Origin of the sequence: Haloarcula amylolytica, from assembly GCF_049705545.1 — an archaeon.
Taxonomy (GTDB): Archaea; Halobacteriota; Halobacteria; order Halobacteriales; family Haloarculaceae; genus Haloarcula; species Haloarcula amylolytica_B.
The window spans coordinates 1,871,108-1,896,957 of record NZ_JBNAMU010000001.1 but is presented as its reverse complement, the minus strand read 5'-3'; the positions used below and the strand labels follow the sequence as shown (position 1 = coordinate 1,896,957).

General features: G+C 63.8%; 29 protein-coding genes. 8 read left to right on the top strand and 21 right to left on the bottom strand.

All coding sequences use genetic code 11. The features are described from left to right. Nucleotides 1-6: 6 nt before the first annotated feature. The 6 genes from ACOZ4H_RS09970 to glmS all read right to left on the bottom strand — a co-directional run bounded on the left by ACOZ4H_RS09970 (nt 7) and on the right by glmS (nt 4,761). The gene (locus ACOZ4H_RS09970; protein WP_424329134.1) at nt 7-2,190 is read right to left on the bottom strand and encodes an OB-fold nucleic acid binding domain-containing protein; all 2,184 of its coding nucleotides are present in this window, start codon (nt 2,188-2,190) and stop codon (nt 7-9) included. 64 nt (nt 2,191-2,254) lie between these two features. Further along, nucleotides 2,255-2,518: a hypothetical protein gene (locus ACOZ4H_RS09965; protein ID WP_310896252.1), complete on the bottom strand. Its 264-nt coding sequence runs from the start codon at nt 2,516-2,518 to the stop codon at nt 2,255-2,257. A 26-nt stretch (nt 2,519-2,544) separates the two neighbouring features. Beyond that, complete coding sequence (locus ACOZ4H_RS09960; protein ID WP_424329133.1) at nt 2,545-3,177, bottom strand: YIP1 family protein; 633 nt, start codon at nt 3,175-3,177, stop codon at nt 2,545-2,547. 152 nt (nt 3,178-3,329) lie between these two features. Further along, on the bottom strand, nt 3,330-3,908 hold the full coding sequence (locus ACOZ4H_RS09955; RefSeq protein ID WP_424329132.1) for an NADPH-dependent FMN reductase: 579 nt from the start codon (nt 3,906-3,908) through the stop codon (nt 3,330-3,332). A 109-nt stretch (nt 3,909-4,017) separates the two neighbouring features. Beyond that, the gene (locus tag ACOZ4H_RS09950) at nt 4,018-4,179 is read right to left on the bottom strand and encodes a hypothetical protein (RefSeq protein WP_162470422.1); all 162 of its coding nucleotides are present in this window, start codon (nt 4,177-4,179) and stop codon (nt 4,018-4,020) included. Nucleotides 4,180-4,314: 135 nt separating this feature from the next. Further along, nucleotides 4,315-4,761: a methylaspartate mutase subunit S gene (gene glmS, locus ACOZ4H_RS09945; RefSeq protein ID WP_101350135.1), complete on the bottom strand. Its 447-nt coding sequence runs from the start codon at nt 4,759-4,761 to the stop codon at nt 4,315-4,317. A 249-nt stretch (nt 4,762-5,010) separates the two neighbouring features. Here glmS and ACOZ4H_RS09940 point away from each other — a divergent pair, with 249 nt between their 5' ends. After that, the gene (locus ACOZ4H_RS09940) at nt 5,011-5,550 is read left to right on the top strand and encodes an N-acetyltransferase family protein (protein ID WP_424329131.1); all 540 of its coding nucleotides are present in this window, start codon (nt 5,011-5,013) and stop codon (nt 5,548-5,550) included. Between the two features lie 21 nt (nt 5,551-5,571). On the opposite strand, the gene ACOZ4H_RS09935 is transcribed toward ACOZ4H_RS09940, so the two are convergent. From ACOZ4H_RS09935 to ACOZ4H_RS09925, 3 genes are all read right to left on the bottom strand, one after another. After that, nucleotides 5,572-6,579, bottom strand: coding sequence for a sodium:calcium antiporter (locus ACOZ4H_RS09935; protein ID WP_424329130.1), 1,008 nt, complete (start codon nt 6,577-6,579; stop codon nt 5,572-5,574). Between the two features lie 47 nt (nt 6,580-6,626). Then, nucleotides 6,627-7,562, bottom strand: a complete 936-nt coding sequence (locus ACOZ4H_RS09930) for an A/G-specific adenine glycosylase (protein WP_424329129.1) — start codon at nt 7,560-7,562, stop codon at nt 6,627-6,629. A gap of 126 nt (nt 7,563-7,688) precedes the next feature. Beyond that, the gene (locus ACOZ4H_RS09925; protein ID WP_424329128.1) at nt 7,689-9,554 is read right to left on the bottom strand and encodes a sensor histidine kinase; all 1,866 of its coding nucleotides are present in this window, start codon (nt 9,552-9,554) and stop codon (nt 7,689-7,691) included. Between the two features lie 157 nt (nt 9,555-9,711). Here ACOZ4H_RS09925 and ACOZ4H_RS09920 point away from each other — a divergent pair, with 157 nt between their 5' ends. Continuing rightward, nucleotides 9,712-10,038, top strand: a complete 327-nt coding sequence (locus ACOZ4H_RS09920; protein ID WP_014040440.1) for a hypothetical protein — start codon at nt 9,712-9,714, stop codon at nt 10,036-10,038. Here ACOZ4H_RS09920 and ACOZ4H_RS09915 read toward each other — a convergent pair. After that, the gene (locus tag ACOZ4H_RS09915; protein WP_424329127.1) at nt 10,035-11,309 is read right to left on the bottom strand and encodes an MgtC/SapB family protein; all 1,275 of its coding nucleotides are present in this window, start codon (nt 11,307-11,309) and stop codon (nt 10,035-10,037) included. The genes ACOZ4H_RS09920 and ACOZ4H_RS09915 overlap by 4 nt on opposite strands. A 123-nt stretch (nt 11,310-11,432) precedes the next feature. Continuing rightward, the gene (locus ACOZ4H_RS09910) at nt 11,433-11,708 is read right to left on the bottom strand and encodes a PadR family transcriptional regulator (RefSeq protein WP_004518082.1); all 276 of its coding nucleotides are present in this window, start codon (nt 11,706-11,708) and stop codon (nt 11,433-11,435) included. A 209-nt stretch (nt 11,709-11,917) separates the two neighbouring features. On the opposite strand from ACOZ4H_RS09910, the gene ACOZ4H_RS09905 reads away from it, so the two are divergent. Continuing rightward, the gene (locus ACOZ4H_RS09905) at nt 11,918-12,190 is read left to right on the top strand and encodes an amphi-Trp domain-containing protein (RefSeq protein ID WP_424329125.1); all 273 of its coding nucleotides are present in this window, start codon (nt 11,918-11,920) and stop codon (nt 12,188-12,190) included. A 248-nt stretch (nt 12,191-12,438) separates the two neighbouring features. Here the strand turns inward: ACOZ4H_RS09905 and ACOZ4H_RS09900 are convergent, their stop codons facing one another. Then, complete coding sequence (locus tag ACOZ4H_RS09900; protein WP_424329124.1) at nt 12,439-12,585, bottom strand: hypothetical protein; 147 nt, start codon at nt 12,583-12,585, stop codon at nt 12,439-12,441. Nucleotides 12,586-12,644: 59 nt separating this feature from the next. On the opposite strand from ACOZ4H_RS09900, the gene ACOZ4H_RS09895 reads away from it, so the two are divergent. Continuing rightward, the gene (locus tag ACOZ4H_RS09895) at nt 12,645-13,364 is read left to right on the top strand and encodes a DUF7117 family protein (protein ID WP_424329123.1); all 720 of its coding nucleotides are present in this window, start codon (nt 12,645-12,647) and stop codon (nt 13,362-13,364) included. A 4-nt stretch (nt 13,365-13,368) separates the two neighbouring features. Here ACOZ4H_RS09895 and ACOZ4H_RS09890 read toward each other — a convergent pair whose 3' ends face one another. The 6 genes from ACOZ4H_RS09890 to glyA form a co-directional block, all read right to left on the bottom strand. After that, a complete protein-coding gene (locus ACOZ4H_RS09890) occupies nt 13,369-13,851 on the bottom strand; it encodes an NUDIX hydrolase (RefSeq protein ID WP_424329122.1) in 483 nt (160 codons plus the stop codon). Continuing rightward, complete coding sequence (locus ACOZ4H_RS09885; protein WP_424329121.1) at nt 13,852-14,745, bottom strand: bifunctional methylenetetrahydrofolate dehydrogenase/methenyltetrahydrofolate cyclohydrolase; 894 nt, start codon at nt 14,743-14,745, stop codon at nt 13,852-13,854. It lies immediately after the preceding gene. A 74-nt stretch (nt 14,746-14,819) separates the two neighbouring features. Then, on the bottom strand, nt 14,820-15,416 hold the full coding sequence (locus tag ACOZ4H_RS09880; RefSeq protein ID WP_424329120.1) for a hypothetical protein: 597 nt from the start codon (nt 15,414-15,416) through the stop codon (nt 14,820-14,822). 110 nt (nt 15,417-15,526) lie between these two features. After that, a complete protein-coding gene (locus tag ACOZ4H_RS09875; protein WP_424329119.1) occupies nt 15,527-15,895 on the bottom strand; it encodes a DUF5615 family PIN-like protein in 369 nt (122 codons plus the stop codon). Next, nucleotides 15,892-16,167: a DUF433 domain-containing protein gene (locus ACOZ4H_RS09870; protein WP_424329118.1), complete on the bottom strand. Its 276-nt coding sequence runs from the start codon at nt 16,165-16,167 to the stop codon at nt 15,892-15,894. Before ACOZ4H_RS09870 ends, ACOZ4H_RS09875 begins: the two co-directional genes overlap by 4 nt. Before the next feature lie 114 nt (nt 16,168-16,281). Then, complete coding sequence (glyA, locus tag ACOZ4H_RS09865; protein WP_424329117.1) at nt 16,282-17,529, bottom strand: serine hydroxymethyltransferase; 1,248 nt, start codon at nt 17,527-17,529, stop codon at nt 16,282-16,284. Nucleotides 17,530-17,673: 144 nt separating this feature from the next. Here glyA and ACOZ4H_RS09860 point away from each other — a divergent pair, with 144 nt between their 5' ends. The 3 genes from ACOZ4H_RS09860 to ACOZ4H_RS09850 all read left to right on the top strand — a co-directional run bounded on the left by ACOZ4H_RS09860 (nt 17,674) and on the right by ACOZ4H_RS09850 (nt 22,700). Continuing rightward, complete coding sequence (locus ACOZ4H_RS09860) at nt 17,674-19,761, top strand: hypothetical protein (RefSeq protein WP_424329116.1); 2,088 nt, start codon at nt 17,674-17,676, stop codon at nt 19,759-19,761. 379 nt (nt 19,762-20,140) lie between these two features. Beyond that, nucleotides 20,141-20,959: a transcriptional regulator TbsP gene (gene tbsP, locus ACOZ4H_RS09855; protein WP_424329115.1), complete on the top strand. Its 819-nt coding sequence runs from the start codon at nt 20,141-20,143 to the stop codon at nt 20,957-20,959. 31 nt (nt 20,960-20,990) lie between these two features. After that, the gene (locus ACOZ4H_RS09850; protein ID WP_424329114.1) at nt 20,991-22,700 is read left to right on the top strand and encodes a YcaO-like family protein; all 1,710 of its coding nucleotides are present in this window, start codon (nt 20,991-20,993) and stop codon (nt 22,698-22,700) included. Between the two features lie 26 nt (nt 22,701-22,726). On the opposite strand, the gene ACOZ4H_RS09845 is transcribed toward ACOZ4H_RS09850, so the two are convergent. From ACOZ4H_RS09845 to ACOZ4H_RS09835, 3 genes are all read right to left on the bottom strand, one after another. Further along, nucleotides 22,727-23,875, bottom strand: coding sequence for a DUF63 family protein (locus tag ACOZ4H_RS09845; protein ID WP_424329113.1), 1,149 nt, complete (start codon nt 23,873-23,875; stop codon nt 22,727-22,729). A gap of 103 nt (nt 23,876-23,978) precedes the next feature. Then, nucleotides 23,979-24,818 (bottom strand): inositol monophosphatase family protein, encoded by an 840-nt coding sequence (locus ACOZ4H_RS09840; RefSeq protein WP_424329112.1) that lies wholly within the window; start codon nt 24,816-24,818, stop codon nt 23,979-23,981. Between the two features lie 72 nt (nt 24,819-24,890). Next, the gene (locus ACOZ4H_RS09835; RefSeq protein ID WP_424329110.1) at nt 24,891-25,094 is read right to left on the bottom strand and encodes a hypothetical protein; all 204 of its coding nucleotides are present in this window, start codon (nt 25,092-25,094) and stop codon (nt 24,891-24,893) included. Nucleotides 25,095-25,213: 119 nt separating this feature from the next. Between ACOZ4H_RS09835 and ACOZ4H_RS09830 the strand changes: the two genes are divergently transcribed. After that, nucleotides 25,214-25,393 (top strand): hypothetical protein, encoded by a 180-nt coding sequence (locus ACOZ4H_RS09830; RefSeq protein ID WP_424329109.1) that lies wholly within the window; start codon nt 25,214-25,216, stop codon nt 25,391-25,393. Nucleotides 25,394-25,850 lie beyond the last annotated feature (457 nt).

The window sequence follows — 25,850 nt, the reverse complement described above, 5'->3', positions numbered from 1 at the left end:
CCTGTGCTACAGTTCGTCGGCCAGCACGTCAAGCGTGGCGTCGAGGACGGCCGGTCGCTCGCCGGCCAGGTAGCGGATGGTCCCCTCGCGGACGCTCCGCGTCGCGACACCGCCTTCCGGCACGCGCTCGCTGACTTCGCTGACTAGCTCGTGTAGGTCCAGATCGCCGTTGGCACGGACGTACATCGTGTCCGTCGAGATGCCGAGCACGGCGTCGCTCTCGTCGCGCACGTCCCGATGGAGTTCATCGAGCAGGAGCGACTCCGGCGGGAACTCGTACTGGTGGGTGAACGCGTCCGTATCGAGGACGGCGATGTCGACGTCGCCGACGGTCCGGTGGTCGAGGTTGGCCCGGGCGGTCGACACCTCTTCGTCGACCTTCTCGCGGAACTGCTCGGCGATGTGGCCGGCCAGGCCGCCCACGTCCTCCTCGTCGTCACCGAACACGAGGTCGGTGATGAGTTCGCGCTTGTCCTCGTAGGACTGGTAGTGGGCTTCGAGCGCGACGGCTTCGCGGAGTTCCGATACGGCGGTCTCGTCGTAGCCGGCCTCACTGGCTGCGTCAAGGTACGGTTCGGGGATGTCCTCCCAGAAGCTCACGGCCGGGAGGTGCTGCAGGTCGTCGCGGACGTCCTCGTTGACGTGTGCGGCGACGTTGGCCGCGAGCGCCGTCGAGGTGGTCTCCGAAACGGTGTCGGCCGAGGGGGAGACGACGGCGTCGACCGTATCGACGACCGCGCCGTCGACGTCGATGTCGTCGATGACGACGCTCGGTGCGCCGTAGACGTTCAGCAGGTCGAAGCCGTCGAGGCTCTCGCGCGTGCCGCCGGCGGCGACGAAGACGAACAGCGGGAGCTTCTCCTCGTGACGCTCCCGGTTGTCCAGCATCGTCGTCGTGTCCTTCGTCGCGTCGTCCATGTCGTAGACGCCGCCCTCAATCGGTCGCCGGTCGAAGTAGTGGTACTTCGCGTCGGCGCGGCGGTGCTGCTCGGTGACCAGCGGGAGTGCGGCGCGTTCGAGCGCGCTGCCGGCGAGGTAGCCGTCCGCGGTGTTGGCGTGGCGGACGATGACCGGCCGGTCCGTCAGCACTGCCTTCCGGATCTGGGTCGCCGCTTCGACCAGATCATCGGAGAGGGCCGCAACCGCCGTATCGTCGGCGAGCGGTTCGGCCGTGTCAGGTCGGGCTTCGTCGTCGAGGGCGTCGGCGAGTCGCTGTTCGACTTCCTCGCGCTCCTCGGCTTCGAGGACATCGAGCTCCTCAGTCTCGACCTGCAGTTCACCGCGACGCTCGCGGACTTCGCCCGAGAGTCGGACGTAGTCGTCTTCCTCGACCTCGGGGTAGGCGCGGACGCCTGCCTCGACGAAAGCCGCGCAGTCGACAGTGCCGGTCTCGTCCTGCAGTTCGAACACCGTCGGCCCGGAGGTCTGTCGGATGCCGACGACTTCGCCTTCCAGTCGAACGTCCGCGCCGACGTGGTCGTCGAGATCGCCGATAGCCGCGGCGACCGGTTCGGCCGCGGTCGCTTCCTCCGTCTCCGCCTCGGTTGCACCCTCGTCCTCGGTCTCGGTGACGACAGCGGTGTCTGATCCGCTGTCGTTGCCGCCGACGGCCGCAGTGCCTTCGACGCGCTCGTCATCGCTGGCCCGACTGACTGCGCCGGCGTTCGTGGCGCTGCTGTCGTCGGATTCGGTGCCGTCGTCCGCGTCCGATTCGTCGTCGCTTTGTCCCGCTGACTCGTCAGTTGAGGGTCGAGACGCCTCCTCGTCCGAATCGTCGGACTGTGCCTCGTCTTCGTCGTCTTCGTTTTCAAGCAGAACGGAGTGGCCGATTTCCGGGTCGTCGACGAGGACGCCGCGGAACTCGCGTTCGGACTGGCGGATCGACCAGCCGAGGTCGACGTTGCCGTTGTCCCGTACGTTCTTGACCTGGACGTAGACGGTGTCGCCCGGCTCCCAGTCGAGGGAGTCGAGCCGTTGGTCCAGTTCGCTCCGGTGGAGCAGCCCCGTTACGCTGTCGCCGATGTCGACGAAGACGCCGAACTCGGCGAAGCCGTCGACACTGCCGCGGTAGTAGCGGTCGACCGATAGCTGGTCGGCACGAGAGCCGCGGAACTCGAACAGGGCGTCCTCCTCGTGGAGGTCACAGATGCGTCCTTCGACAGATTTGCCGCAGATGATACACGAACCCATTACACGGTGCAAGCATGTCGGGCCTAAAACGGTTGTCGAATTCCGGACGAGCGAAACTCCCGCCTCAGTCGAACATCTCACTCTCTTCTTCCAGCAGTTCGAGGCCTGCAGCGACCGCTTTCGCCTGTTCCGGGAACAGAGCGACCTCGATTTCGCTCCCCTGCTCGTCTTCGAAGGCGATTTTCACGCGCTTGTCGCCGTACTCGCGAACGTCGACGCCCTCGACGTCGTACATCTTGATGGTCGCTTCCTTGTTCGACGGCCCGACACTCTTGAACGCTCCGTCCTTGAGTTCCAGCATGAACTGGTCGATGTCGATACTGAGCATCGTGCGGAAATGCATGCGGGCAGACCCTAAAACCCGTAGTCGGCAACCAGCATCGAGATGGCCTGGAAGCCACGGAAGCCGTAGCCGAAGATGATCGCGGCGGGAACGGCTCCGACGATTGCAGCCACCGGGAGCCGGATATTGTGGACGACAGCAGTCCCGAGCAGGTACAGCCCCGCGCCCCAGGCGGTGACGAGCACACGGACCTCTGCGCTGGGCAGGCCCGCAAGCAGACAGGGGGCCATCGCGTAGCACATCACCTGGACGGTTTCGCTCACGCCGCCGCGGTCCGACGCGACGGGGAGCAACAGCAGGGTCTGCAACGCCGCTGTCAGATGCACCGTTGCCGGCGTGACGAACACGAGGATGGCAAACAGCGCCAGCACCGCGACGCCGGGCGAGAAGCCGCCGATAGCGGGGTAGTCGAACGGCCCGGTAGACAGGAGCCCCCGCTCGGCTAACTTGACGACGGCGTAGCGGCTCACTTCCTCGAAGAGGACCACCGTCGCCGCGAACACCAGCCCCGGGGCCTGGTCGCCCGGTGCGACGCCGGTGCGGAAGAACCGCCGCGGGCGGCTGAGTATCTCGACCCACGCACGCACCAGCGCGGTGGGCCCGCGGTCCCGGCCACCGGTCGGATTCTCGACCCACTGAGTCACGCCAGAAACTTGGGCGCGAGCCGGTTTGATCGTTTCCTTCTCTCGGTCAACGGCCCCCTACTGCTCGGACACGGAGAGCGGTCCTCACGGCTAATCATCCGCTCCTGCGGACCGGACGCTCACGGCTCGGACACGCACAGCGGACCTCACCGCTAATCGTCCGCTCCGACGTTCTCCGTACTCTCGAAACACGCCGGGTCCGGCTCGATGTTCGCGTACTGGACCGCTTCCTCGCCAAGTGTCGCCACGCGTTCCTCGATACCGGCGTCAACTATCTGCCCGTCGGCGATGTGATTGCGCGCGTTCGGAACCGCGGCCTGATGCGGGATGACCCAGCAGTTTAGCGCCCGACAGACCGAGCGGAGGTGTTCGAGCGCAGTGATAGGAAAGCCTCCGCCGGCGACGGCCAGCAACCCCACGGTCTTGTGTTCGAACTCGTCGAAGCCACAGTAGTCCAGTGCGTTCTTCAGCACGCCGGAGTACGACCCGTGATACACCGGCGTCCCCAGTAAAATCGAATCGGCCGCGTGGATTCTTTCGGCGAACGCGACGGCGTCGCCGGCCTCGCGGTGATCGGCGTCGAACACTGGCAGATCGAACTCCTGGAGGTCTAGCGATTCCGTCGTCGCCCCCAACCCCTCGGCAGCGGCGAGTGCGCGCTCGATACCGATCCTGGTGTAACTCTGCTCTCTGAGACTGCCGACGACACCGACGACGTGTGGTTCGGACATGACGGCTCTATGGAGCGGGGACGGTATATCGATAGGGGAGACGAGGTCTGCCACTGGTCTCGGTCCCACTGTCGGCTTGTCAGACCATCGAATTCGCTCTAGCCGACGCTCAGTTGTCGTGGTAGACGTAGAGGAGGTTCGGATACGGGATGTACGCGACGCGTTCGAGCCCGCCGCTGCCGACCTCCTTCTTCAGGTGGACGCCGTTCGACCCTTCGACCACGTCGTGGATGTTCTTGATTTCGGTGCCGTCACTCAGCTCAGCGGTCATGTGTGACATCATGAATCATACACGTTCTGGTCGTAAAGCACCCCGGGCTGCGCGTGGTCGACGACAGCAGTCGATGAGTGGCTGGCGGATTACGCATGGTTCGCTACGCTAGCGGCTGGAAAAGGAGTCCGAGGCTCAGGAGCCGAGCTGAATCTTCTCGGACGACGCTTCCTCACGGGAGCGGTGACCGAGATCGGCCTTCAGCGCCTCGATGGCCTCCTCCGGGTCGGTCTCCGAATCGAAGACCCGGTCGAAACCGAGCGCTTTGAACGTCTCGCGCGTCTCCTCGAAGGAGTCCTGCCCGACAGCGAGGTTGCCGCCGATGTACGTCGTCACGTCCAGACCCGCCTCGTTGATCTGCTGCTGGAACCCCTGGCAGTCCTGCTCGGCGTGGCCGTACAGCGACGAAACGAGTATCGCTTCGGCGTCGTGTTCATCCGCGGCGTCGATGAACTCCGACTGGGACGACTGGACACCGAGGTTGACTACGTTGAACCCTGCCGCTTCGAACGCTCGTTCCAGAATGGTAATCCCAACGACGTGCGCGTCGGAGCCGATGACACCGAGGATGACTGTCCTCATACAAGACCACCAATGGGTGTCAACTACATAAACCTAATGATAAACCATGATAGATTATGAGAGCAGTTCACACACACCAGGGGAGGATATTAGCCATGATAGCACAAACGAACCGATAGACACAGCACCTATGGTACGCGACACGTCTCAGCATCTGGCAGATCCCCGGGTACTGCGCCGCCTATCGCATCAGTCCACCCACTGTGGCACCCGCTCGGAACAATCTGTCTGTCCGTCGTCGGGACACGCATGACGACCATCCGCCGAGCCTTCGACGCCGACGCCGACGGCATCCGCCGGGTCGCACGGGCGGCGTGGCACGACGCCTACGACTCGCTGGATTCCGACGTCATCGACGAGACGATATCCGACTGGTACGCCGACCCGCTGGGCAGCGCGCTCCACGGGTGGGCCGGCGGCGTCCCGGCCAACGACCTCGACGACATCGAGGCGACGCTACTAGTCGCCGAACAGGACGGCGAAATCATCGGCTTCACCCAGGGCATCACCATGCATACGATGGGGACGATGCTGCGGCTGTACGTCCACCCGGACTACCACGGGGAGGGTGTCGGGACGGCGCTGTACGACCGGCTCGAAGACATCTTTCTGGAACACGGCGTCGAACAGTTCCGGGCGCTCGACCTGGCCTCGAACGACCGGAGCCGGGAGTTCTTCGAGAACCTCGGCTTCGAGCGGATCAAGACTCGGACACTCACTATCGGCGGCGATCCCTACGACGAGGCCGTGTATTCCCGCGAGCTATCGCCCGAAGAAGGCGACGAGTAGCGTCAGCTAACGCGATCCGTCTCAGATACCACTGACCGTCTCGATGAGCCCGACCGATTCGAGGGCCATCCAGCAGACGAACACCACGTACAGACCAAGCAACGTGTACGCTTCGCGGTCAGAGAGTTCGAGCTCCGTCCGGATGAACACGATGAACACCAGCGTTGCGAACCCCAGAAACCCCATCGTCGGAATCGCCACGAGAAAGTCGATTGTCGCCCGCCCTGCCAGGAGGACGCCGACCGGAATCGCCACCAGCAGATTGAACGTATTGCTTCCCAGAACGTTCGTCAGACTCGTGACACTGTCGTCGTTTTTCGCCGCCCGGACGCTGACGAAGGCATCAGGGAGGCTCGTGCCGGCAGCGATGACGGTCAACCCCCAGAGGAACGTCGGGGTGTCGAAGATGACACCGAGGGCGAGCGCGCCCTGAACCATCCCCTCGACGCCGACAGTGATGATGACGAGTCCGACCCCGAGCATCCCCCACTCCCGGCCCGGCCGGACGCTGTGGGTTTCGTCCGCGACGTGCTCGCTGGCGTCCTGCTGATGCAGGAAGACGTAGATGCCGTAGGTCACGAGCGGAATGGCGGCGAGCGTGGGGGTCAGAATAGCCGCCTCGTTCGTTCCGCCCGGGACGTACGTCGCCCCGAGCGCGAACACGATGAACAGGATGAGGACGCTGATGACGTAGAACTGGGCGTCTTTGTGGACGATGTCACGTGTTGACCGGAGTTCCTCGCTGGAGAGCGCCGCAAGGGCCGGGATCACCAGGAGATTGAATATCGCGCTCCCGACGATGGCACCGACGCCCAGCGAGAACTCGTCGTGGACGACGGTGCTGATAACGACCGAACTTATCTCGGGAAAGCTCGACCCGACGGCGACGACGATTGCGCCGTGGACCGCCACCGGCAACCCGTAGTACTTGCTCAGCCGTTCTGCGGCCCGCTCGAAGTACGCGCTCCCTTTCCAGATGACAGCGGTTGCGACGACGATGAGAGCGACCGAACCCAGCAAGCCAGCCATTGTGGACGTATTGACCGCACGGGTTCAAGGGTGTATGCCACTGGCGGTCAGCGCTGGAGGCGCGCGACCGTCTCGCCGTCGCTATCCTCGACATCGACTAGGCCGTCGTCCGCGAGATCGTCCAAAAGTCCGCGGAGCCACTCCCGGCCGTACTCTCCCTGGGGGGCGTAGTCTACGCGCACACGCGGCCCCAACTGGTCCAGGCGCAGTTCGTCGTACTCCTTGAGCGCCGAGATGACGCGGCCGCGCATCTGTCGACGGCTCCCCTCGAACTCGGCCTGGGTCGGGACGTCCGGCGCAGTGAAATCGCCCGTCTCGTACGCCGAACACCACTCGCGCCAGGGGCACTGTGCGCCGTCGCAGTCGGGCGTCTTTTCGCAGGCGACCCCGCCCAGTTCCATGACGGCGTTGTTCCAGACCCGGGACTGCCCCTCGGGCATGAGCGCGCTCGCGGCCGCTTCAAACGCCGAGTCGTCGTCTGGAACACCGAATGCACGATACAGGACGCGCTTGACGTTCGTATCGACGACGGCGTTCCCGTTGTTGAACGCGAAGGAGGCGACAGCGTTGGCGGTGTAGGGACCGACCCCCATCAGGTCGCTGAGGCCGTCCGGGTCGCGGGGCCACTCGCCGTCGTAGTCGTCGACCACTTGGCCGGCCGCCTCGTGGAGGTACTTCGCACGATTGTTGTAGCCCAGCGAGTGACTGGTCCAGAAGCCCACGACATCCGAACGGTCGGCCTCGGCCAGGGCCGCCGCAGTCGGCCAGCGGTCCAGAAAGTCCTCCCAGGCGTCGACGACCCGGTCCAGTTGGGTCTGCTGGCTCATCACCTCGGAAACGAGAATCTCGTAGGGGTCAGTCGTCTCCCGCCACGGGTACGAGCGGTGGTCCGCCTCGTACCACTCCACGAGCGCGTCCTGGACGGCCGACGGGTCCGCGGGCACGCCTCCCGGGCGGTCCGTCGCTGTCGACTGGTCAGTCATACCCCTGTTTAGCCCTGTCCCGATTTGTGCGTGGCGGTCGTTGCCGCTCATACTGTCGGCTGCACGTCTGGAAAGAATCGTCGCCCTGGGATGGCGGATATCTTGCAGTAGTTACAGCCAACAGTATCAGTCGTCGGCTTCGGACCGTCCCCACTCGAACTCAGTCCCGTACCAGTCCGGCTCGTCCTCGCTGAACACGTCCGCGAACACGAACATCGCGCCGTCGGGGTACGTTGTGTCGATATACAGCCGCCAGCCGTGGGCCTCCGCGATGGTCTTGACGATAGAGAGTCCGAGCCCGGTTCCGTCCTCGCTCGTCGTGTGGCCGTACTCGAAGATATCGTCGACCGCTTCGGTCGGAATCCCCGGCCCGTCGTCAGCGACGTAGAACCCGTGGTCCGTCAGCCCGACCGTGACGGTCACCTCCGGGCCGACGTGGTCGAGGGCGTTGCGAAACAGGTTCTCGAGGGCTCGCAGCAGCCGTGTCCGGTCGGCGTCGATGGTTCGACTGCCCGCGATCTCGATGCTGGCGTTTTTGTTGTCGATGTTGTCCCACGCCTCGGTGACGAGTCCCTCCAGTGGAACCGGGGCCGTCTGCTCGACGCTTGCGCCCTTTCTCGTCAGCGTCAGCACGTCGTCGATGATCGACTCGATGCGGTCGTGTGCGTCTTCGAGTTTCTCGATGTGTGACTGGAGGTCGGTCGAATCCGTACCCGGGTCCGACAGCCGCGTCGCAAGCAGTTCGACGTGGCCCCGGGCGACCGTAAGCGGGTTTCGGAGGTCGTGGCTCAGTGTCGACGCGAACTCGTCCAACCGCTCGTTCTGACGTTCGAGTTCGCGGCTCGACCGCTCGGCTTCCTCACGGGCCGCCTGGGCCTGTCGGATCTGGCTCCGGAGCGTATCCCGCATGTTCCCGAAAGCGGCGTACAGTCTCCCGATTTCGTCCTGCCGGGCTGTCGAGATGTCAACGCCGAGATCCCCCCGCTCCATCGCCTGCGCCCGGTCGCGAAGCTGTATCAAGGGCCGAATCGTGTGCCGCCCGAAGAGGTATCCCGCGACGACCAGGGAGACGACTGCCGTCCCGACGACGGCGAGGAAGCCCCAGCGGACGAGCCGACTCGTCCCGTACAGTGACTGTCGCTCTGCGCTCGTCATGACCACCCACGACGTACCGTTGACGGGCGTGTACGCCGCGACGCTTCCCCCCGTTTCGATAGTCGTCGTCCGGCCCGCGGTCGCGGCCCGGAGGCCGTCCTGGCTGATGGACGGGGACCCGTCCTGGCCGTCGATAAGCGGGTCCCCGTCCCCGGTGAGCAGTTGCGTCTCGAACCCGTCGCGCCCGTCGTGAAACTGGTCGGTCGGGACCCTGGCAACGAGAATCAGGGCCCCATCGCCATCGGTCACGGGAGTCACGAACGCCATCGAGTGACCGTCACCGTCCGCGTAAACTGTTGAGCGCACCACTGTCTCAGTGTCGGTGGGACCGTCCATCGCCGCCGTAACTGGTGACTCCCACGCGGATTCGACTGCCCACGGGGACCGTCCTTCCGTGTTCGTCTCAGTGCTAGCGACAACTGTCTGTGAGTCGTCGACAGTGGAGACGTAGTGGAGCGACCGGATCTGTGACGACTCTGCCGTGGCAACGGTGGCGAGGTACTGTCTGATATCCGCGGGCGTCCCGGTGTCGTAGACCCCTGCGGCCGCGATAGCGACGGCCTCCGTCTCGGTGGTCGTCCGCCACTGCTCGATACTGCCGGCGCGATGCGTGGCCGTCGTTTCGAGGTCCGTCGCCGCGTCGCTGACGACTCGTTCCTGTATCTGCAGATAGCTGACGAAGCCGACGGCTGCGAGTACGACGACGATCACTGCCAGCGCGACAGCGAACTTCGCCGTGTAGCTTCGCGCGAACACGCCCGGTACGACCGCGTGGAGCCGCGCTGTCACCCCATCGCGCCGACTGGACGCTGCGTTATCGTCCCCACCACCTGTCATTATCTGATCTGATTCCGTCAGTAGTCGACTGCTACCCGTCGTTATGTTTAGTCCATGATATAATTTATCATATGTTATAATCGTCGACACCTGCGTTTCGGGGTACGGTCCCAGACGAGTCGTAAGGGGTTTCCTCGCGCTCATCGTCCCCCTTCGTATGAGCCTCGACGACCTACAGGAGGATATCGAAGCGGCGTACGGTGACTTCGACGACGACTTCGAGCTATCTATCGACCGCGAGACGCGCAACGAACTCGCGATGCTGTCTGTCGCACTCGACCCGGATGACCCGGACGAACTCGTCAGGCGCGCGGTTCACATGCTGTTCCAGTCGACCGTCGACCGCGGGACGCTGGATTTCCACCTCCGGTCGAGCTACGACTGCACGTACGACGAGTATCTCTCGGGGATGACCTTCGATCAGATGACCGGGAACGACTTCCCACAGCAACAGGACAAGGACGACCGGCGCTACCAGTTTTAAACGAAGAGTCCGAGCGCCAGCACCGTTGCGACACCCAGGACCACCGAACTCCAGAACGCGACGCGCGTGGCGAAAGCGCGGTTCGGTCCTGGGGCAGTCAGTGCAGCTTTGACCATGATGCTGGCGGCCGTCGCGGTCAGAATGGCGAACATCGCCGTCGGCCCGTCGATAGCGCCGCCGCGGTACAGCAACACGGCCGAGGTCGTCGCCCCAGCACTGGAAACCAGGCCGCTGAGTGCCGACGTGATGTAGAGCCCCGCCGTCCCGAACTGCGTTTCCGCGAACCCGCCGCCGACGACGACTAACAGGAACACACCGCCAAACGCCAGCGCGTTCCGTAGCGAGAACGGGCTTTCAAGCCCCATCTCGACTGTTTCCGACCAGTCGGCGGTGTACGCGGCGACGGCGACACTGCCGACGATGACGGCTCCCAGCGGGAGGATCGCCTCGACCAGGACGCCCCGTTCGATGGTGAAGAACACGGTAATGAGGAGGTTCCGGAGCGCCATCGCCGCGTCGGCGAGCAGAATCGCAGCTACCGCGTACGAGGTCGCGTCCGGCTGCTGTCGGACGTGGTCAAGCATCGTGCCGACCACCGCCGTCGACGACGCCAGGCCGCCGAAAAAGCCGGTGACGGCGATGCCACGGCCGCCGTAGGTCTGGACGATAGCGTAGTTGACGATGCCGATGCCGGCGACGAACACCACCATCAGCCAGATGACCCGCAACTCCACGGCGATATCCAGCAGTCCCCCAGGTATCTCGACCGGTTCTGATGGGAGCAAGGGGTAGATGACGAAAGCGAGGATGGCGAACTCCGTCGCCGAGCGCAATTCCTCGCGGGAGAGCCCCCACGCCAGGGAGTGGAGCTCCCGCTTGAGCACCAGCAGCAGCGACGAGAAGACGGCGACTGAGACGCCTTCGAGGATGAACCCCTGTGCGACCAGCGCCCCGATGCCGTAGGCGACGAGCATCGACACGGATGTGGTCAGTGACAGCCCATCGGCTTCCGCCTCGCCGAGGAGCCCCTGCACTGCGAGCAAAATCCCTTGCACGATGACCAGCACGCCTCCCACGACGAGCAGTGCCTGGCTCTCGACCAGCGTGAACACCGCAGCGAGCAGGCTAATCAGTGCGAACGTCCGAATACCGGCCGACTTCTGTGACCACTCCCGCTCTAGCCCGAGAAACATCCCGAGCGCCCCCGCAAGCAGGATTCGAAACACGGTCGTCTGAATCGGCTCCGGGGATAGTTGCAAAAGAGGTGACACAGATGTGATACGGCAGGCAGTGGCTAAAGTGATAGGGGGTCGCGACAGCAGATACCTGTCGGGTCACAGACTCGACGCTACCGGCGAAACGACGGCCTCGGCACAAGCGGCGCTGCGACGTTGTTACAGGTCGACGTACTGGTCTTCCCACTCACGGCGGGCGTCGATCTCGCGTCGACCGCGACGCGTGAGCGTGTAGAAGTTGGTCCGGCGGTCGCGTTGGCCCTTCTCGACCAATCCCTTGTCGACCAGGGTATCGAGGTTCGGGTAGAGACGACCGTGATGGATCTCCTTCTCGTAGTACGCTTCGAGTTCCTCCTTGATAGCTAAGCCGTGGGGTTCCTCCCTGCCAGCGATCACGTAGAGAAGATCACGCTGGAATCCTGTCAAGTCGTGCATCGATTCACCTATGTAATGATTTAGTATCTATACTGTTAAATATATCGGCCCAGAGAATTTGGAGTGGTTTCGGTCGATTGGGGTGTCGAATTTTCTGTATTTAGAGCCTCTGTCTACTGTTTGTCCATATGGTAAATACAGTCAGTATATCATCATTCTTCGGAAACTGATGGCAACAGTATTATTTGTCAGTACAGCCTACAGGTGATATGGTAGAAACAGTCCTGTTCGAAAACGAGCAAGTACTCGACCGCAGTGCCGTCGCGGCATATCTCAGAACGATGGCCGACTCACTGGAGGAAGGGTCTGAGATCACACTCAGCGCAGGAGAGCAGGAAGCCACGTTCGCACCGCCATCTCAGGTCGAATTCGAGGTGAAAGCCGAGCGCGAGGGGCCGGAGGGTGGCGACGGCGAGCTCAGCATTGAAGTCGAACTGGAGTGGCCCGAGAACGCGACGGACACAGAGTTGTCTATCGAGTGAGTCGTCTCGGCCAGTAGTCACTTTTTAGAGATGCAGAAATCGCTCGTATCAGGTCGTTTGCAGCGAAGTAAGTGGAAAGCGGTCGCGAAAAACGCGACCGCTTGCCGCCCTGAATTGGTCCCCGCTGACGCTTCGGCCCTCCAAGCGAAGCGTCACTTGGTCGAATGGGGCAGAATAACTTAAAAGTACCGGCCCCGTCCAGCAGATGTTAGTTATCGGATTAGAAGCGGATGTAAGTTGTAACTAACCTAGATGTGTTCCTCCTCAAGCACCCACCCGAGTGCCCGCTTGTAGTGGGTGAACATCATCCGGACCCGCTCGTGGTTCATCTCCTCGTCGTCTAGCTGTTCGGCAAGGAACTCGTACTGCTCGCGGATCTCGTCTTCCGAGCGCATACACTGACATAGACAGCCCTCGCGGAACAATCTTGAGGGCTGGCCTCTCAGCATCACGTATGAAAGTCCGCGGGGAACGCGAGTGCCAGGACTGTGGCACGCGATGGCGGTACTACGAGACGGGGAGCATCGCCTGTCCGGACTGTGGCAGCGTCCACAGCGTCGGCATCGACGAGCACACCGAACACACCGACGCACCGGCCACGCTCGACCTGACACCGGTCCGGAGCCGGATCGACGCGGATTCGACTCGGGAGATCGCTGACGCGGCTGCGGAGCGTTGCCGGGAGTATACGCGAAAGCGGGGATTCATCGACGCGGGCGAACTTCGCTCGCTTGATCCGACGTTCGTCGCTGCGGTCGAACTCCAGCACGTCGGTGCACACCTCTCCCGGGAGCTGCGCAGTTCCGACCCGGCGGAGCGGTACTTCTACGAACTGCTCGGCGGGGCTGACGACGGCGACCGGCCGGCTGTCGAAGAGGTCCCGTCGGCGCTTCGAGTGCCGTACGGCCTGGCGATGGCGGCCGCCGTCGACAGCTATCAGCGGGACGTACGGACGTATCTGGACGCCGATCCGGAACCTACTGCGCGACAGCTCTCCGGACGGATTCGCGACCATCGAAAGCGGGTCGAGGCCCTGGACGGCGATGTCAACCCCGCGGACGCCAACCGTCTCGTCCACGCGGCGCGGGACCTTGGCTCGTACATCACCGGCGATGAGAGCGCCTTCGTCAGAGCCGAAAACTGGCTTGCCGGGATCGAGGACGATTCCGTCTAACTCCCTATCGGAGCCGCCGAACAAGCGTCTCGTCCAGACAGTTTCCCGGAACCGAGTCTCGCCACGCGACGGTCTCTATCGATTCGCCGACAAGTCCGGGGTCTGACGCGAGCGTCGTCGAGTCGGCCGTCCCACGATAGGTCCCGAAGAAGAACGTCGCTTCGCGCCCGCCGTCGGTCACTGTGACCTCGGTGACAGCGGCCAGTTCATCGATGGTACTCTCGACGCCGGTCTCCTCGCACACCTCGCGGCGCACCGCCTCCTGGCGCGTCTCGCCGGCCTCGACGCCGCCGCCCGGAAGCTTCCACGTGTCGTCCTCGTAGACGAACAGCGCGCGGTCGTCGGGGTCGGTGACGAGCGCGCCCACCGCCCAGTGGAGACCGCGGTCGGCGCGGGCGCGGACTCCCTCTACGCCCGCTCTGCCGGTCTCGCGGGTCACCCGGCGCGTGAGCACGTCACGATCCTCGAAGGCCGCAAGCGACGGCATTCAGGGCAGGTCGACGTCGATGTCGTGCTGGAGGCCCGTCGCTTTCACCGTGTTGTACAGGAGCATTGCGCGGGTCATCGGGCCGACGCCGCCGGGAACCGGCGTGATCGCGCCCGCGACCTCCTTCGCGCTCTCGTACTCCACGTCGCCGACGAGTTCGTAGCCCTTCTCGGTGTCAGCGTCGACGCGGTTGATGCCCACGTCGATGACCGTCGCGCCCTCCCCGATCATGTCGCCGTCGATCATCTCGGGCACGCCGGCTGCGGCGACGAGGATGTCGGCGTTCCGGGTCCGCTCTGCGAGGTTCTCGGTGCGGGAGTGACACACCGTCGTCGTCGCGTTGCCGCCCGGTGCCTTCTGGATGAACAGGTTCGCCATCGGCTTGCCGACGATGTCCGACCGGCCGACGACGACGGCGTCCTTGCCCTCGGTATCCACGCCGGCGCTCTCGATGAGCTTTTGGATGCCGTGGGGCGTGCAGGGCTTGTAGCGGGCGTCACCGGCCACGAGCCGGCCGACGTTCTCCGGGTGGAAGCCGTCGACGTCCTTCATCGGGTCGATGGCTCGAAGGACGGACCTGTCCTCGACGTGGTCGGGGACGGGCATCTGGACCAGGATGCCGTTGACGTCGTCGTCGGCGTTGAGGTCCTCGATGGTGTCGTACAGCTCGGCGGCGTCCGCGTCGGGGTCGATGTCGATGTCGATGGCCTCGATACCGACCTCCTCGCAGTCGTCCTGTTTCATCGAGACGTAGGTCTCGCTGGCGGGGTCCTCGGACATCAGGACCGTCGCCAGCGACGGGCGCTCGCCCGCGTCGGCGAGGCGGTCGATGGACGCGACCAGGTCGTCCCGGATCGACTGTGCGACGGCGTTGCCGTCGATAATCTCTGTCATTACGTACATCGGCGGCACGGGGCGGTATGAACGTCCCGGATTCGGTCAACCGCGACAGGCCGGCACGCTCTCATTCAGGGGCAGTCCGACGCGGCGACTGGCTGTCGCTCCGACCCCTGCTGGATGGTCCGTGTCGTGCCGTCCGGCACGGCCACGGCCATCGCTTGCCCGCCGTACCCGTGGGTCTGGTCGTGGCCCCGGACCACAACGCAGGCCGCGTCGTCGGGAACCGGGATCGTCTCCGACCGGGTGAACGGGGCCGTCGAATGGGCGTGCAGGAGGTCCCGGCGACCGAGCCGGTCGCCATCGGGCGTCTCGACCTGCCACCAGTTCGCGTAACCGTCCTCGCCGTCGTCGTCATGATAGAGCGTTACGTCGAAACGGTAGTCGCCGCTGCCCTCGCCTGCGATCTCGACGCCGACGACGTTGGCCTCTCGGAGGTCGAGTTCTGCTTCTGTGGCTGTCCCCGTCTGTACCGTAGTCGACCCCTGGTCTGTCGCGGTTGTGGCGTCCGTCTCTGACGCCGTGGCGGCTGCTGTCGGCTCGCTCGCGCCGCCCTCGCTTTGCCCGGTTTCTTCCCCTGACTCGACCTCGAACTGCGTACAGCCACCGAGTGTCGACAGGGAGGCACCCAGCGCATAGAGCATCCGGCGTCGGGTCGTGCAGGGCATACCGGATGTGTCGGCTGGCCAGGGTAAAAATCCCGTTAGGAATGGCAGGAAAGGTAGCACCAGCTGTAGTCGCTCTGGACGGCGTCAGACCTCAACGCAGCCTCTGCCATCTACTCGTGGAGCCACTCGTACCACTCGCCCAAGTCGACCAGCTCATTTTCGATGCCGGCCATCTCGTACTGATTGAATACTTCGTCGACAGTCCGAGCTAGTCCTTCCGGGTCGGTATCCGGGAGCGTCTGTTCGTAGTAGAGGAGGAGCCCTGCGTGGTCGTATTCCTGGCTCAACGATTCGAAGTCTTTCGCGTTGTTCGTCAAAAGGACAGTACTGTGCTCACCACACCACTCCAGTAGTTCAGCGTCAGTCGTGTATTCCCCGAACCGGTCTTTTGCTTGTTCGACATCGTAACCACGCTCACGAAGCAACCGCTCGAAGACTCGACCGACGTGCTCGTCGAGAAGAATCCTCGTGTCCGTCACTGGACTGGTTCTTTTGGCTTCAGTGACGACTCCCGCACCTGCTCGAACGCATCCTCGTTAGCTCGTTCGAGTTCGCGCATCTCCTCGATATGTGCGTAGTAGTACGAAAGTGCCTCATACACTTCTGAAAGAGAGATATCGAGCTGGTCAGCGACGTGAGCGGGACTCAGACCACTTTCGATTGCACGCGTCGCAACGTGGCGAACACCGACTCTCGTCCCGTCGACCCTCGGTTCGCCACCCAAGATGTCTTCGTCGTGTGTGATACTCATATGACCAGTTAGACTCCCTCACCGGTTATATCTTTTCGGCGGTCAGAGCAAAAGGTCGCGAACAGTACTCGACACGAAAGTCCGCATCGGGGGAGTGGACGGGGAACGGGACGACTACTCGTACAGCGTGTACTCGTCGGTCAGTTCGTCCACGCGGTCGCTGACTTCCGCGACGACATCGTCGTCGTGCGGGGCATCGACCACGTTGTAGATCAGGTCTGCAACTTCGCGGCAGGCGTCCTCGTCAAAGCCACGGGTGGTGAGCCCGGGCGTGCCGGCGCGGATGCCCGAGGGGTTGAACGCCGAGCGGGTCTCGCCGGGGACAGTGTTGGCGTTGAGGACGATGCCGGCCTCTTCCAGCGCTTCCTCGACTTCCTTGCCCGTAGTGTCGGGATGGGACGGCCGGAGGTCGATGAGCACGAGGTGGTTGTCCGTGCCGCCGGAGACGAGGTCCAGGCCGTGCTCCTTGAGGCGGTCACCGAGGGCGACGGCGTTGTCGACGGTCTGCTGGGCGTACTGCTCGAACTCGGGGGCCAGCGCCTCACCGAAGCCCACGGCCTTGCCGGCGACGTTGTGCATCAGCGGGCCGCCCTGGGTGCCGGGGAAGACGGCGTTGTCGATGTCGTCGGCGTACTCCTCGTCGCACATGATGATGCCACCGCGGCCGGCGCGGATGGTCTTGTGCGTCGATCCAGTGACGAAGTCGGCGACGCCGACGGGAGACTCGTGAACACCCGCCGCCACCAGCCCCGTGATGTGGGCGATGTCCGCGAGGTGGTAGGCGTCGACCGCGTCGGCGGCTTCCTGAATCCGCTCGAAGTCGACCTCACGGGGGTACGCCGAATACCCCGAGACGATGATGTCCGGGTCGAACTCCTCTGCGTGGTCGTGGAGGCCCTCGTAGTCGATGTAGCCGGTCTCCTCGTCGACTTTGTACTGTTCGACCTCGTACACCTGGCCGGCGAAGTTCGCCGGGTGACCGTGCGAGAGGTGGCCGCCGTGGGTCAGGTCCAGCGAGAGAATCTTGTCGCCGGGTTCGAGGACGCCGAGATAGACGCCCATGTTGGCCTGCGAACCGGAGTGTGGCTGGATATTGACGTGGTCCGCACCCCACAGTTCTTTCGCGCGGTCGATAGCGAGCTCCTCGACGTCGTCGGCGTACTCGCAGCCGCCGTAGTAGCGCTCGCCGGGGTAGCCCTCGGCGTACTTGTTCGTCAACTCGGAGCTCTGGGCTTCCATCACGGCTTCGCTGACGTGGTTCTCGCTGGCGATCATCGCCAGCGTGTCGTTCTGCCGGCCTCGTTCGCCCTCCAGGGCGTCTGCGACTGCCGGGTCCGTTTCCCGCACGGTTTCGTAGCTCATGTATCCGAGTCGGGACCGGCACGACAATAATCTACCCTTTGGGCCCACGCGTGTGAGTAGCTGGCACGTCATGTCCGCTGCCGCGAGTACGGTAGGCTCTAACACCCGTACGTATATATTGGATGACGGTCCACATCCTCACGCATGGTCACCTGGGGGGTGACAGGCGAGCGGGTGGGCCGGGACAGCAATGAGACGCTGGACTGGGACGGGGAAACGGTCGACCCGACCGCGCTGGTGCGCCAATTACACAGTCGAGAAGTCACGGACGGCGAACAGTTACCACAGCGTGTCGACGACTGTTACCGGGGGAGTGTCACCGAGTTAGCGCTACCGTCGGTGGATGCCAGGGTAACCCGAGTTGACACTGACGCTGACACCGAGACGGTTGACTCACCGACGACGCTACAGGAGGGAACGTATCTGCTGACGATGCAGGCCCGGGCTGCCGGTAGCGACCGGGAATCGCCGCTCGGTGTCGTCGACGACATTCGGATTCACGTCCGCTTCGACGGCCCGGCGTCGCTCCATTCGGCCGGCATTACCTCTGTCCTTGCCTTCGGAGAGCCGACGAGTGTTACAGTCGGGTTCGTCTGGGAGACGAACGCGGAGCGGCCGCATCTGCAGATCCCGGCAACGCCCGCGGGGCTCGCAACGGCGATCACGCACCTGAGCGGCGCACATCACACGATGCAGCCGTCCCGTTCGCACCCGGAACTCCGCAGCCATCCGCCGATAGTCACGACCGGCGAGACGACCCGCATCCCCGAAACAGTTCGGCAGAACCGCCCTGAAACTGGCATCACGCTCCGTGTCCCAGAGTGCGAGGCGGAACTGCTCGTCAGCGCACCGCTGGCGTACTATCTCGGGGCCGAAGTGGTCATCGAGTCGCGGGATGACACACTGTTGACCGCGGATGGCACGTCGGTACACCTCTCCTTCGACGCGTGGCCGTCGCTACAGGACGGCGTCGCGGCGCTGCTCCGGAAGGTGTTCTACCTCGACTGTCAGGTCAGACACGTCGATCCGGCCGAGAGCGGGAGCCGCATCACGTCGGCGCTCTCGCTGGATCCGGACGCGCTCCGCGCGCTGTCGCCGGCCGGACGCCTCGAACGGTACGTCGAGGTCTCCGACGAGGCTGTGAACTCGATTCTGCCGGAGTGGCCCCTTTCGACGTACGTCTCGCCGGCACCGGAGCGGGTCCGCTGCCTGCCCTTTCTTCTCGACCGGCTCAGCCTCATCTACCTGCCAGACAGCAGCCGGCTCGACCGGGACGAACTCCTCGACAGGACGTTGACGGATTCGTATCTGAGCCGCGGGTCGGCCGAGCGTCCCCCGGTCATCGAGCCGAACTTGCGCGAAGGCCAACTGCACGCCTGGCTCGCGCCGGGCAACCCGATTGACGCCTGTAAAACACCGCCGGAAGCGTATGTGAATCGCTACCGGTGTCAGAACCGCGAAACCGATAGTCAGCGGGTCGCAGTCGTCCTCAACGACGAGGAGATGGCAGATGAACACACGGAAGTCACGGAGATATACAGGGCAGCGGACCTCCCGATGGACGTTCAGGTCAGCGAACTGCTGTCGGTGAACGAACTGGCCGACGTGTTCCAACAGCCGACGGACTTCGTTCACTTCATCGGCCACTGCGACGACGAGGGCCTGCGCTGTCCCGACGGCAATCTGGCGCTGTCGTCGCTGTCGGAGGCCCGAACCCAGACGTTCTTCCTGAACGCCTGTGGCTCCTACGACGAGGGGCTGGAACTGGTCAAACAGGGCGCGGTCGCCGGCGCGGTGACGCTGACCGACGTGTTGGACAAACACGCCGCGCTGGTCGGGACGGCCTTCGCGCGCCTGCTCAGCAACGGCTTCAGCATCCAGCGAGCCCTGGAACTCGCCCGTCGCCGGATAATGATGTGCAAGGACTACGCGGTTGTCGGCGACGGGACCTATTCAATCGTTCCCAGTCCCGCACAGCCGGCGGCTGTCTGGCTCTCGGAGACAGAGGCGGGGTTCGACGTACAGTGTACGGTCGTCGCCCCGGAGCGACCCGGCGAGAGTTACCGGCTGCCGTTCGACGACAGCGCGGCACTGAACGGCGAACAGACGAGTCACTCGCTCAGCGCAGTGGAGCTGGCCGACGCCCTGGGCCAGACTTCGCTGCCAGTCATCTACGAGGGGGAGTTCCACTGGTCCGACGACCTGGCCGCGCGCCTCCGAACAGATTTCTGATGGACCCGCAACTGTCACGTTCCTTGGTGGGGCCCGGGACGGCAACCGCTCGCTTCTGAGCATAGTAACCGAATGGTCGCTGAGATACGACACTGCAAGGACCCCTTGCGTACCCAGGTGCAGATTTGATACTGTGATCTCAGTCACGAAGTCGCCCGACTGAGAGACAGTCACACCGGTCACTGATTCGACCGCCTTACCGCAACGCTGACGCGCAGAACAGGTAGTTCAGTCCGTGAGAGGAACGGCTTCTGCTTAGGAGGAGAAGTCAATATTTTATCGCTTCTCGCCACTGGGTGTTGTCTGATTGTTGGCGAAATCAACACGACTTGGTCGGTAAAATTAAATATAATAATACACTATATACTGCCATCGGACAATGACTGAAAATCTCCTACAGGACGACGTCGGTTCTATGTTGACCACGGTGTTTGGCGCAACTGACGAGCCGGTGTACGTCGTGAACCCGTCGCGGCGGAGCATCTCGGAACTTGTATCGACACTGGATGCAGACTCGGACGCCCCGGAAGTTCGTCTGCTGGCCGACGAGCGCGCATTGAAAGACGTCATGGACGACTTCCTCGTTGCGAGCACTGCCGCCGATCTCATCGACGAAGAGCGACTCACGATGCGGCTGCTCGACGACGTGCCGAACCACTCGGTCGCGGTGACCGTCGATACGGTGTACGCGCTCGTCACGATCAGCGACACGGTCGGCGGCCTCGGGACCGATGACGCGGAGTTCGTCGACAACGCCTACGACTACTACGACTCAGCCTGGGCGGACGCCGACGAGTACTCGCTTCGGACGCCGCCGCTCAATCGCGTCCAGAGCACGCTGGAAGCCGACATCGGCCCGGAAACCGCGTCGGACTTCAACGACGTTCTGAACTCGCTGTCGACGGCCCGCGGCGACGGCGACGGCCTCGACGAGGTCACCATCAGCCTGCTCGTGGCCGCACGGAACGGCGAACTGCTGTACGACATCAGCAAGTGGGGCGAGGACGTCGGGCTGGCGAGCAAGGCGACGTTCTCGCGGACGAAGACGAAACTCGAAGACATGAACCTCATCGACACCGAGAAGGTCCCGATAGACGTGGGTCGACCGCGGCTCCGCCTGATGCTCGGCGATGAGCGGCTCAGGGACGCCGACCCGGACGAGCTGGCCTCCGTGGCCCAGTCTATTCTCGCCGCGTAGGTTTTTCCCGCTTCACCACGAGGGCTTCGGCATGCAAACTGTCGAAGTCGTCGGGCGTGGACCGGCCGTCGACGCACTTACCGCGTTTCTCGCTGATATCGATGTCTCAGTAGCACAGCCGTCGACACCGGCGGACAGCAGTGGCGACCTCACCATCGTCGTCGATACCGTCGGTTCGGAGACGTTTTCGACGTGGAACGAGCGGGCGAAAGACGATGGCACCCCGTGGGTCGCCGTCGAACTGGGCGGCGTCGGCGGCGTCCCGGTAACCGACGCGGCGATCAGCGGCTTCGGCCCGGAAACGGGCTGTTTCGCCTGTCTCCGGACTCGGGTCGGGGCTACAGTCGACGACACCGAGGCGCTCGCGGAGGCCCCACCGGCGGCCACTCAACGATTTGCGGGAGCGCTGGCCGGCCGACTGGTAACCCAGTTTCTCAACGGCGATGGGGCCCTCTTCGGGACTGTCACGGAACTGCCGCACACGCAGCGACGATTTCTCCCCGTCCCGGGCTGTGACTGCGGCGAGAGGACGAGCCAGAACCTCAGCGACGGCCGCCAGACGGCCCCCGACGGCGAGGCACTATCGCGGGCGGAACTGGGCCTCGACGACCGGGTCGGAATCGCCACGGAGGTCGGTGAGGTCGAATCGTTCCCGGCTCCGTACTACCTGTCAACGCTCGCCGAGACTGCCGGTTTCAGCGACGTACCGGCCGCCGCCAAGGCCGCCGGTGTCGCTATCGACTGGGACACGGCGTTCATGAAAGCGCTGGGCGAGAACTACGAGCGGTACGCGGCCGGGGTCTACCGAGAAGGGAACCTGCGGCACGGGACAGTGGACGATGTTCCGGACGCCGTTGCGCCCGCGGCGTTTGTCAGAGAGGAGGACGAGTGGGACGAATCGACGGCGCTTCCCTGGGTCCCGGCCGAAAGTCTGCTGACCGACGAACGCCGGTCGCTTCCCGCCGGAACCGTCCATTATCCGCCACCATCGAACGCCGTCAGACCGGCGACGACGACCGGGCTCGGGCTTGGAAACTCCGTCACCGAGGCGCTGCTGACCGGGCTGTACGAGGTCATCGAACGCGACGCCGCGATGCTGTCGTGGTACTCGACGTTCGAGCCGCTCCGAGTCGCTCTCGACGACCACGAGCGGTACGAGACGCTCCGACGGCGCGCAACGTCCGAGGGGCTCGACGTGACGGCGCTGTTACTGACACAGGACGTGGACGTGCCGGTCATCACTGTCGCACTAGAACGGGACGAGTGGCCCCGTTTCGCGCTCGGCACCGATGCGGGCCTGGACCCCGGTGCGGCCGCCGTCGGCGCGCTGGAGGAGGCGCTCCAGAACTGGATGGAACTCGACAGCATGGGTCCCGAGGCGGCCATGGACGCACAGGGTGCTATCGGGCGGTACGCCGAATCGCCCGGCGAGGCGGCCGACCTGACGGCCACCGAGACGACGGTCCCGTTGGACTCGCTCGGCCCCGACGCGGCCCTCTCCGGCGAGGCAGAGCTAGAGGCGCTGTGTGAGCGGGCGGCTGATGCAGGGCTCACGCCCTACGGGGCGCGGCTGACGACGCGCGACCTCGAACAACTCGGATTCGAGGCGGTCCGTGTCGTCTGTCCCTCGGCACAGCCACTGTTCTTCGGAGACGCGTTCTTCGGCGAGCGGGCCGAAACCGTGCCGGCCGATTTGGGCTTCGAGCCGCGACTCGACAGGGGTCATCATCCGTTCCCGTAGAAGTGAACGGCGTAGCGAACGAACGCTCAGATGCCGAACGTCGCCCGCAACATATCCCGGGTGCCCGGTCCGAGGCCGACAGCAGTGACGGCGATGAGTAACAGGAGCGCGTACCGCGGGCTGTCGTCGATGAACTCCTGGTTGAACAGCGAGACGACCAGCGAGGCGACAGCGAGCTTGACGACCAAGAACGGCCAGGACGTGCCGATAGCGGCTGAGAGGCCGGCCGGCTGGAGCGCCTCGGTGGCTGCGATGATGAACTCGTTGGCTGGGTGTTTCGGGTAGTACGTCAGCGGGACGCTGAGCGCGTCGAGCCAGTCGGCCAGCACAACGTTCGCAACACCGTCGATGGCGTGGCCCCAGATGACCAGCAGGCCGATATACCCGGTGCCGTCGTTCATCGCCGGTCGGTAGGTTTCAAAGGCCCAGTAGAGGCCGTACGACAGCGCCGACGCCAGCGCGACAGTGGTGATGAGGACCGACGGGTACAGTGTCGCGTACTCGCGTGTGAGCGCGACAACTGTGAGATACAGGAGCGTCACGGCGACGAGGACGCCACCGACAGCGCCGGTCGTCCGGTAGTAGCTGTCGACGACGCCGCGCTGTTCGAGGTCCACGCAAACGACGAGGACGAGCAGCGTCAGCAAGAACACCGTGCCGTAAATGACGGGACTGATGATGAGTGAACTCAGCGGGTACTCGACGATGGGTGAGACACCGGCATCTACCGCGCGGTCGGTCGCATCCTCGACGGTCCGCAACGCGCCGCCGAGCAGCATGAACGGCACGAACGCGAAGTAGAGTTTCGGGTCTTCGGCGATGTCCAGTCGCTCGAGGAGGAAGTAGACACCGACGAGCATGTACACCAGAATCAGCATGTAGCCGATCTCGGAGACGAGAGTGTATCCTGGTTCAGCGATGAGCCGCCCCTCCTGGATGGCCGCCGCACAGCCATTGTATAGGGGTTGTGGCCCGGATGCAGTCATCTCGGCACAGCTGGCCGACTTGGCGTCCGCGTACACCGGCCCCCAGAAGTACTGCCAGAGGAACCGGTCCCAGACGGCCTGTGGAGCGGCCGTAACGGCACCGACCGCGACGAGAATGACAGCGACGAGAGAGCCCACCCAGAGCTGGCCGGGCCCGAAGTCATCGACGGCTCGCTCGAACGTTTCCATGGGCGAGTGACCGGTGGCAGGCGGTTTTAGCGTTCCGGTCGCGTGTGCGTAGGGTGGAATACCCGTGCCTCAGACGGCGGTGCCATGCGAGGCGAAAATGCGCTCAGTCTTGCGTGAGCGCTTCGTTTCCGGCCGCCACGAAGGTCTCGTGTGCCTCGCCGTTGGAGGCGACGACGGAATCGCTGTCGTGGGTCCAGGGCTCGCCATCGAGGTCAGTGACCGTGCCGCCAGCCTGTCGGACCATCTGGACACCAGCGAGCGTGTCCCAGGGAGCCATCGGGCGCGTGCAAACGAGTCCTTCGAGCGCCCCGTCGGCCACGTGTGCCAGCGTGGCCTGGAACGAACCCAGGCGCCGGATGTCGCCGAAGCGGTCGCCGACAGCGCTGCACAGTCGACCGAACTCAGCCCTGTCGTCGCGGTCCCACCAGCCCACCGGAGCCACGGCGAACGTCTCCGGGTCGGTCCGTCCGCTTACCGTGAGTTCGGTCCCGTCTCGGGTCACGCTTTCGGGGCCGGCGGCGTAGAGATCGCCATACGAGGGCAGGTAGGTCACCGATGCGACCGGTTCGCCGTCGACAACGGCGCTTACGCTCGTTGCCCACAGGCGCATCTCACGGACGTAGTTCGCGGTCCCGTCGATCGGGTCGATGACCCACGCCGTACCGCTGTCGGGGACCCTATCGACCGCTTCGACGTTTTGGTCGGCCTCCGGGCCAGCCAGCGTCGAGAGGTCTTCCTCACAGAGGAACCCGTCACCGGGGAACTCCGCTCGAATCGTGGCGACGACCTGCCGCTGAGCGTCGCGGTCCGTCGCCGTGACGAGGTCGTTCTTGTTTGCCTTCGACTCGACGCTGAGGTCGCCCCGGAACTGCTCGCGGGCCACGACACCGCCGGCGCGGGCCGCTCGCTCGGCAACCGCTGCCCGGTGGCTTGCATCTGTCATACCTGAGGCTGGACCGGCCTCGTTCAAACCATCTCGCCTTCCAGCAAAACAGGGCCGCCGTCCGGGGACGGTTCAATCGTCTTCTTCGACAGCCTCGTCGACAGCATCGAGAATAGCCTCGGCGATGTCACGCGCTTCTGTGGGCGTGTACAGGACCTGGTTTCCCAGCGACTGTTCTATACGGACGTAGCCGTCATCGTCCTCGATGGAGAAAAACGCCGTATTCTCCAGCGGTGGCACGCGCAGGCTGGCCCCCTCGGACTGGTCTGTAGCCATGTCATATTATAGCACACGAGCCGATTTAAATCTACGGCCCGGGATCACAGAACCCACCTAATTACAAATATTGATAATCAGACCCCAACGGCTTATACTCATCCCAGAAACATACACGTATGGCCTCGATACGTGGCGCGCTCCGGTTCAGTAAGGACATCGCAGTTATCATGCTTCTAGGAGTTGTCTACGTCCTTGGGCTGAGCGTCGCAACGCTGGTCAGTGCATCGGAGGACCGACTGCCGCGCCTACATGCTGTTGGTGGCGAAGTTCGGAACCGCCTTCGCCGACCGGTGTGAAGCAGTCAGTCTGAAGTCCCAAATCCGCAGATCAGGCACACAGAATCCAATAGCTGCAACCGGCGTGTCTTTTGACGCCAGTGGTCCGCGTGAACCGACCACAGACGATACCCGAAACGACTGTCCCGTGCGCTCTCGCAGTAGGTCATCGGCGTAGCGCGACTTTCCCAGACCAATCAGTTTAGTAGCAGTTGTCCTCGATTCTATTGTTTGAAACATCTCCAAGTGAAACCCACGGCAGACATAGTCTAATAGTCTGATAGATGTCCGCTTCACAACGTACATTAGTACGTGAATAATGTGCTTTATCGGCTGTCGTTCACTCCACACTATGCTTATGAACCGAAGAAATTGTGCACAATTAGGGGAGAATAGGGGTTGTCATGCCGATCATTGTTATTAATTATGAGTTATGCCACCCGACAGCTTTATTATACGCTGCTTTGACATGACACTC

Excerpts from the sequence above, each read along its gene's own strand:
- ACOZ4H_RS09880 (WP_424329120.1), bottom strand. The coding sequence starts at position 15,416 with ATGCCCTGCACGACCCGACGCCGGATGCTCTATGCGCTGGGTGCCTCC.
- ACOZ4H_RS09900 (WP_424329124.1), bottom strand. The coding sequence starts at position 12,585 with ATGCGCTCGGAAGACGAGATCCGCGAGCAGTACGAGTTCCTTGCCGAA.
- ACOZ4H_RS09885 (WP_424329121.1), bottom strand. The coding sequence starts at position 14,745 with ATGACAGAGATTATCGACGGCAACGCCGTCGCACAGTCGATCCGGGAC.
- ACOZ4H_RS09835 (WP_424329110.1), bottom strand. The coding sequence starts at position 25,094 with ATGGCTACAGACCAGTCCGAGGGGGCCAGCCTGCGCGTGCCACCGCTG.
- ACOZ4H_RS09940 (WP_424329131.1), top strand. The coding sequence starts at position 5,011 with ATGACGACCATCCGCCGAGCCTTCGACGCCGACGCCGACGGCATCCGC.
- ACOZ4H_RS09950 (WP_162470422.1), bottom strand. The coding sequence starts at position 4,179 with ATGACCGCTGAGCTGAGTGACGGCACCGAAATCAAGAACATCCACGAC.
- ACOZ4H_RS09895 (WP_424329123.1), top strand. The coding sequence starts at position 12,645 with ATGAAAGTCCGCGGGGAACGCGAGTGCCAGGACTGTGGCACGCGATGG.
- ACOZ4H_RS09935 (WP_424329130.1), bottom strand. The coding sequence starts at position 6,579 with ATGGCTGGCTTGCTGGGTTCGGTCGCTCTCATCGTCGTCGCAACCGCT.
- ACOZ4H_RS09870 (WP_424329118.1), bottom strand. The coding sequence starts at position 16,167 with ATGAGTATCACACACGACGAAGACATCTTGGGTGGCGAACCGAGGGTC.
- ACOZ4H_RS09890 (WP_424329122.1), bottom strand. The coding sequence starts at position 13,851 with ATGCCGTCGCTTGCGGCCTTCGAGGATCGTGACGTGCTCACGCGCCGG.
- ACOZ4H_RS09925 (WP_424329128.1), bottom strand. The coding sequence starts at position 9,554 with ATGACAGGTGGTGGGGACGATAACGCAGCGTCCAGTCGGCGCGATGGG.
- ACOZ4H_RS09910 (WP_004518082.1), bottom strand. The coding sequence starts at position 11,708 with ATGCACGACTTGACAGGATTCCAGCGTGATCTTCTCTACGTGATCGCT.
- tbsP (WP_424329115.1), top strand. The coding sequence starts at position 20,141 with ATGACTGAAAATCTCCTACAGGACGACGTCGGTTCTATGTTGACCACG.
- ACOZ4H_RS09965 (WP_310896252.1), bottom strand. The coding sequence starts at position 2,518 with ATGCTCAGTATCGACATCGACCAGTTCATGCTGGAACTCAAGGACGGA.
- ACOZ4H_RS09920 (WP_014040440.1), top strand. The coding sequence starts at position 9,712 with ATGAGCCTCGACGACCTACAGGAGGATATCGAAGCGGCGTACGGTGAC.
- ACOZ4H_RS09845 (WP_424329113.1), bottom strand. The coding sequence starts at position 23,875 with ATGGAAACGTTCGAGCGAGCCGTCGATGACTTCGGGCCCGGCCAGCTC.
- ACOZ4H_RS09860 (WP_424329116.1), top strand. The coding sequence starts at position 17,674 with ATGGTCACCTGGGGGGTGACAGGCGAGCGGGTGGGCCGGGACAGCAAT.
- ACOZ4H_RS09850 (WP_424329114.1), top strand. The coding sequence starts at position 20,991 with ATGCAAACTGTCGAAGTCGTCGGGCGTGGACCGGCCGTCGACGCACTT.
- glyA (WP_424329117.1), bottom strand. The coding sequence starts at position 17,529 with ATGAGCTACGAAACCGTGCGGGAAACGGACCCGGCAGTCGCAGACGCC.
- ACOZ4H_RS09955 (WP_424329132.1), bottom strand. The coding sequence starts at position 3,908 with ATGTCCGAACCACACGTCGTCGGTGTCGTCGGCAGTCTCAGAGAGCAG.
- ACOZ4H_RS09830 (WP_424329109.1), top strand. The coding sequence starts at position 25,214 with ATGGCCTCGATACGTGGCGCGCTCCGGTTCAGTAAGGACATCGCAGTT.
- glmS (WP_101350135.1), bottom strand. The coding sequence starts at position 4,761 with ATGAGGACAGTCATCCTCGGTGTCATCGGCTCCGACGCGCACGTCGTT.
- ACOZ4H_RS09970 (WP_424329134.1), bottom strand. The coding sequence starts at position 2,190 with ATGGGTTCGTGTATCATCTGCGGCAAATCTGTCGAAGGACGCATCTGT.
- ACOZ4H_RS09930 (WP_424329129.1), bottom strand. The coding sequence starts at position 7,562 with ATGACTGACCAGTCGACAGCGACGGACCGCCCGGGAGGCGTGCCCGCG.
- ACOZ4H_RS09905 (WP_424329125.1), top strand. The coding sequence starts at position 11,918 with ATGGTAGAAACAGTCCTGTTCGAAAACGAGCAAGTACTCGACCGCAGT.
- ACOZ4H_RS09840 (WP_424329112.1), bottom strand. The coding sequence starts at position 24,818 with ATGACAGATGCAAGCCACCGGGCAGCGGTTGCCGAGCGAGCGGCCCGC.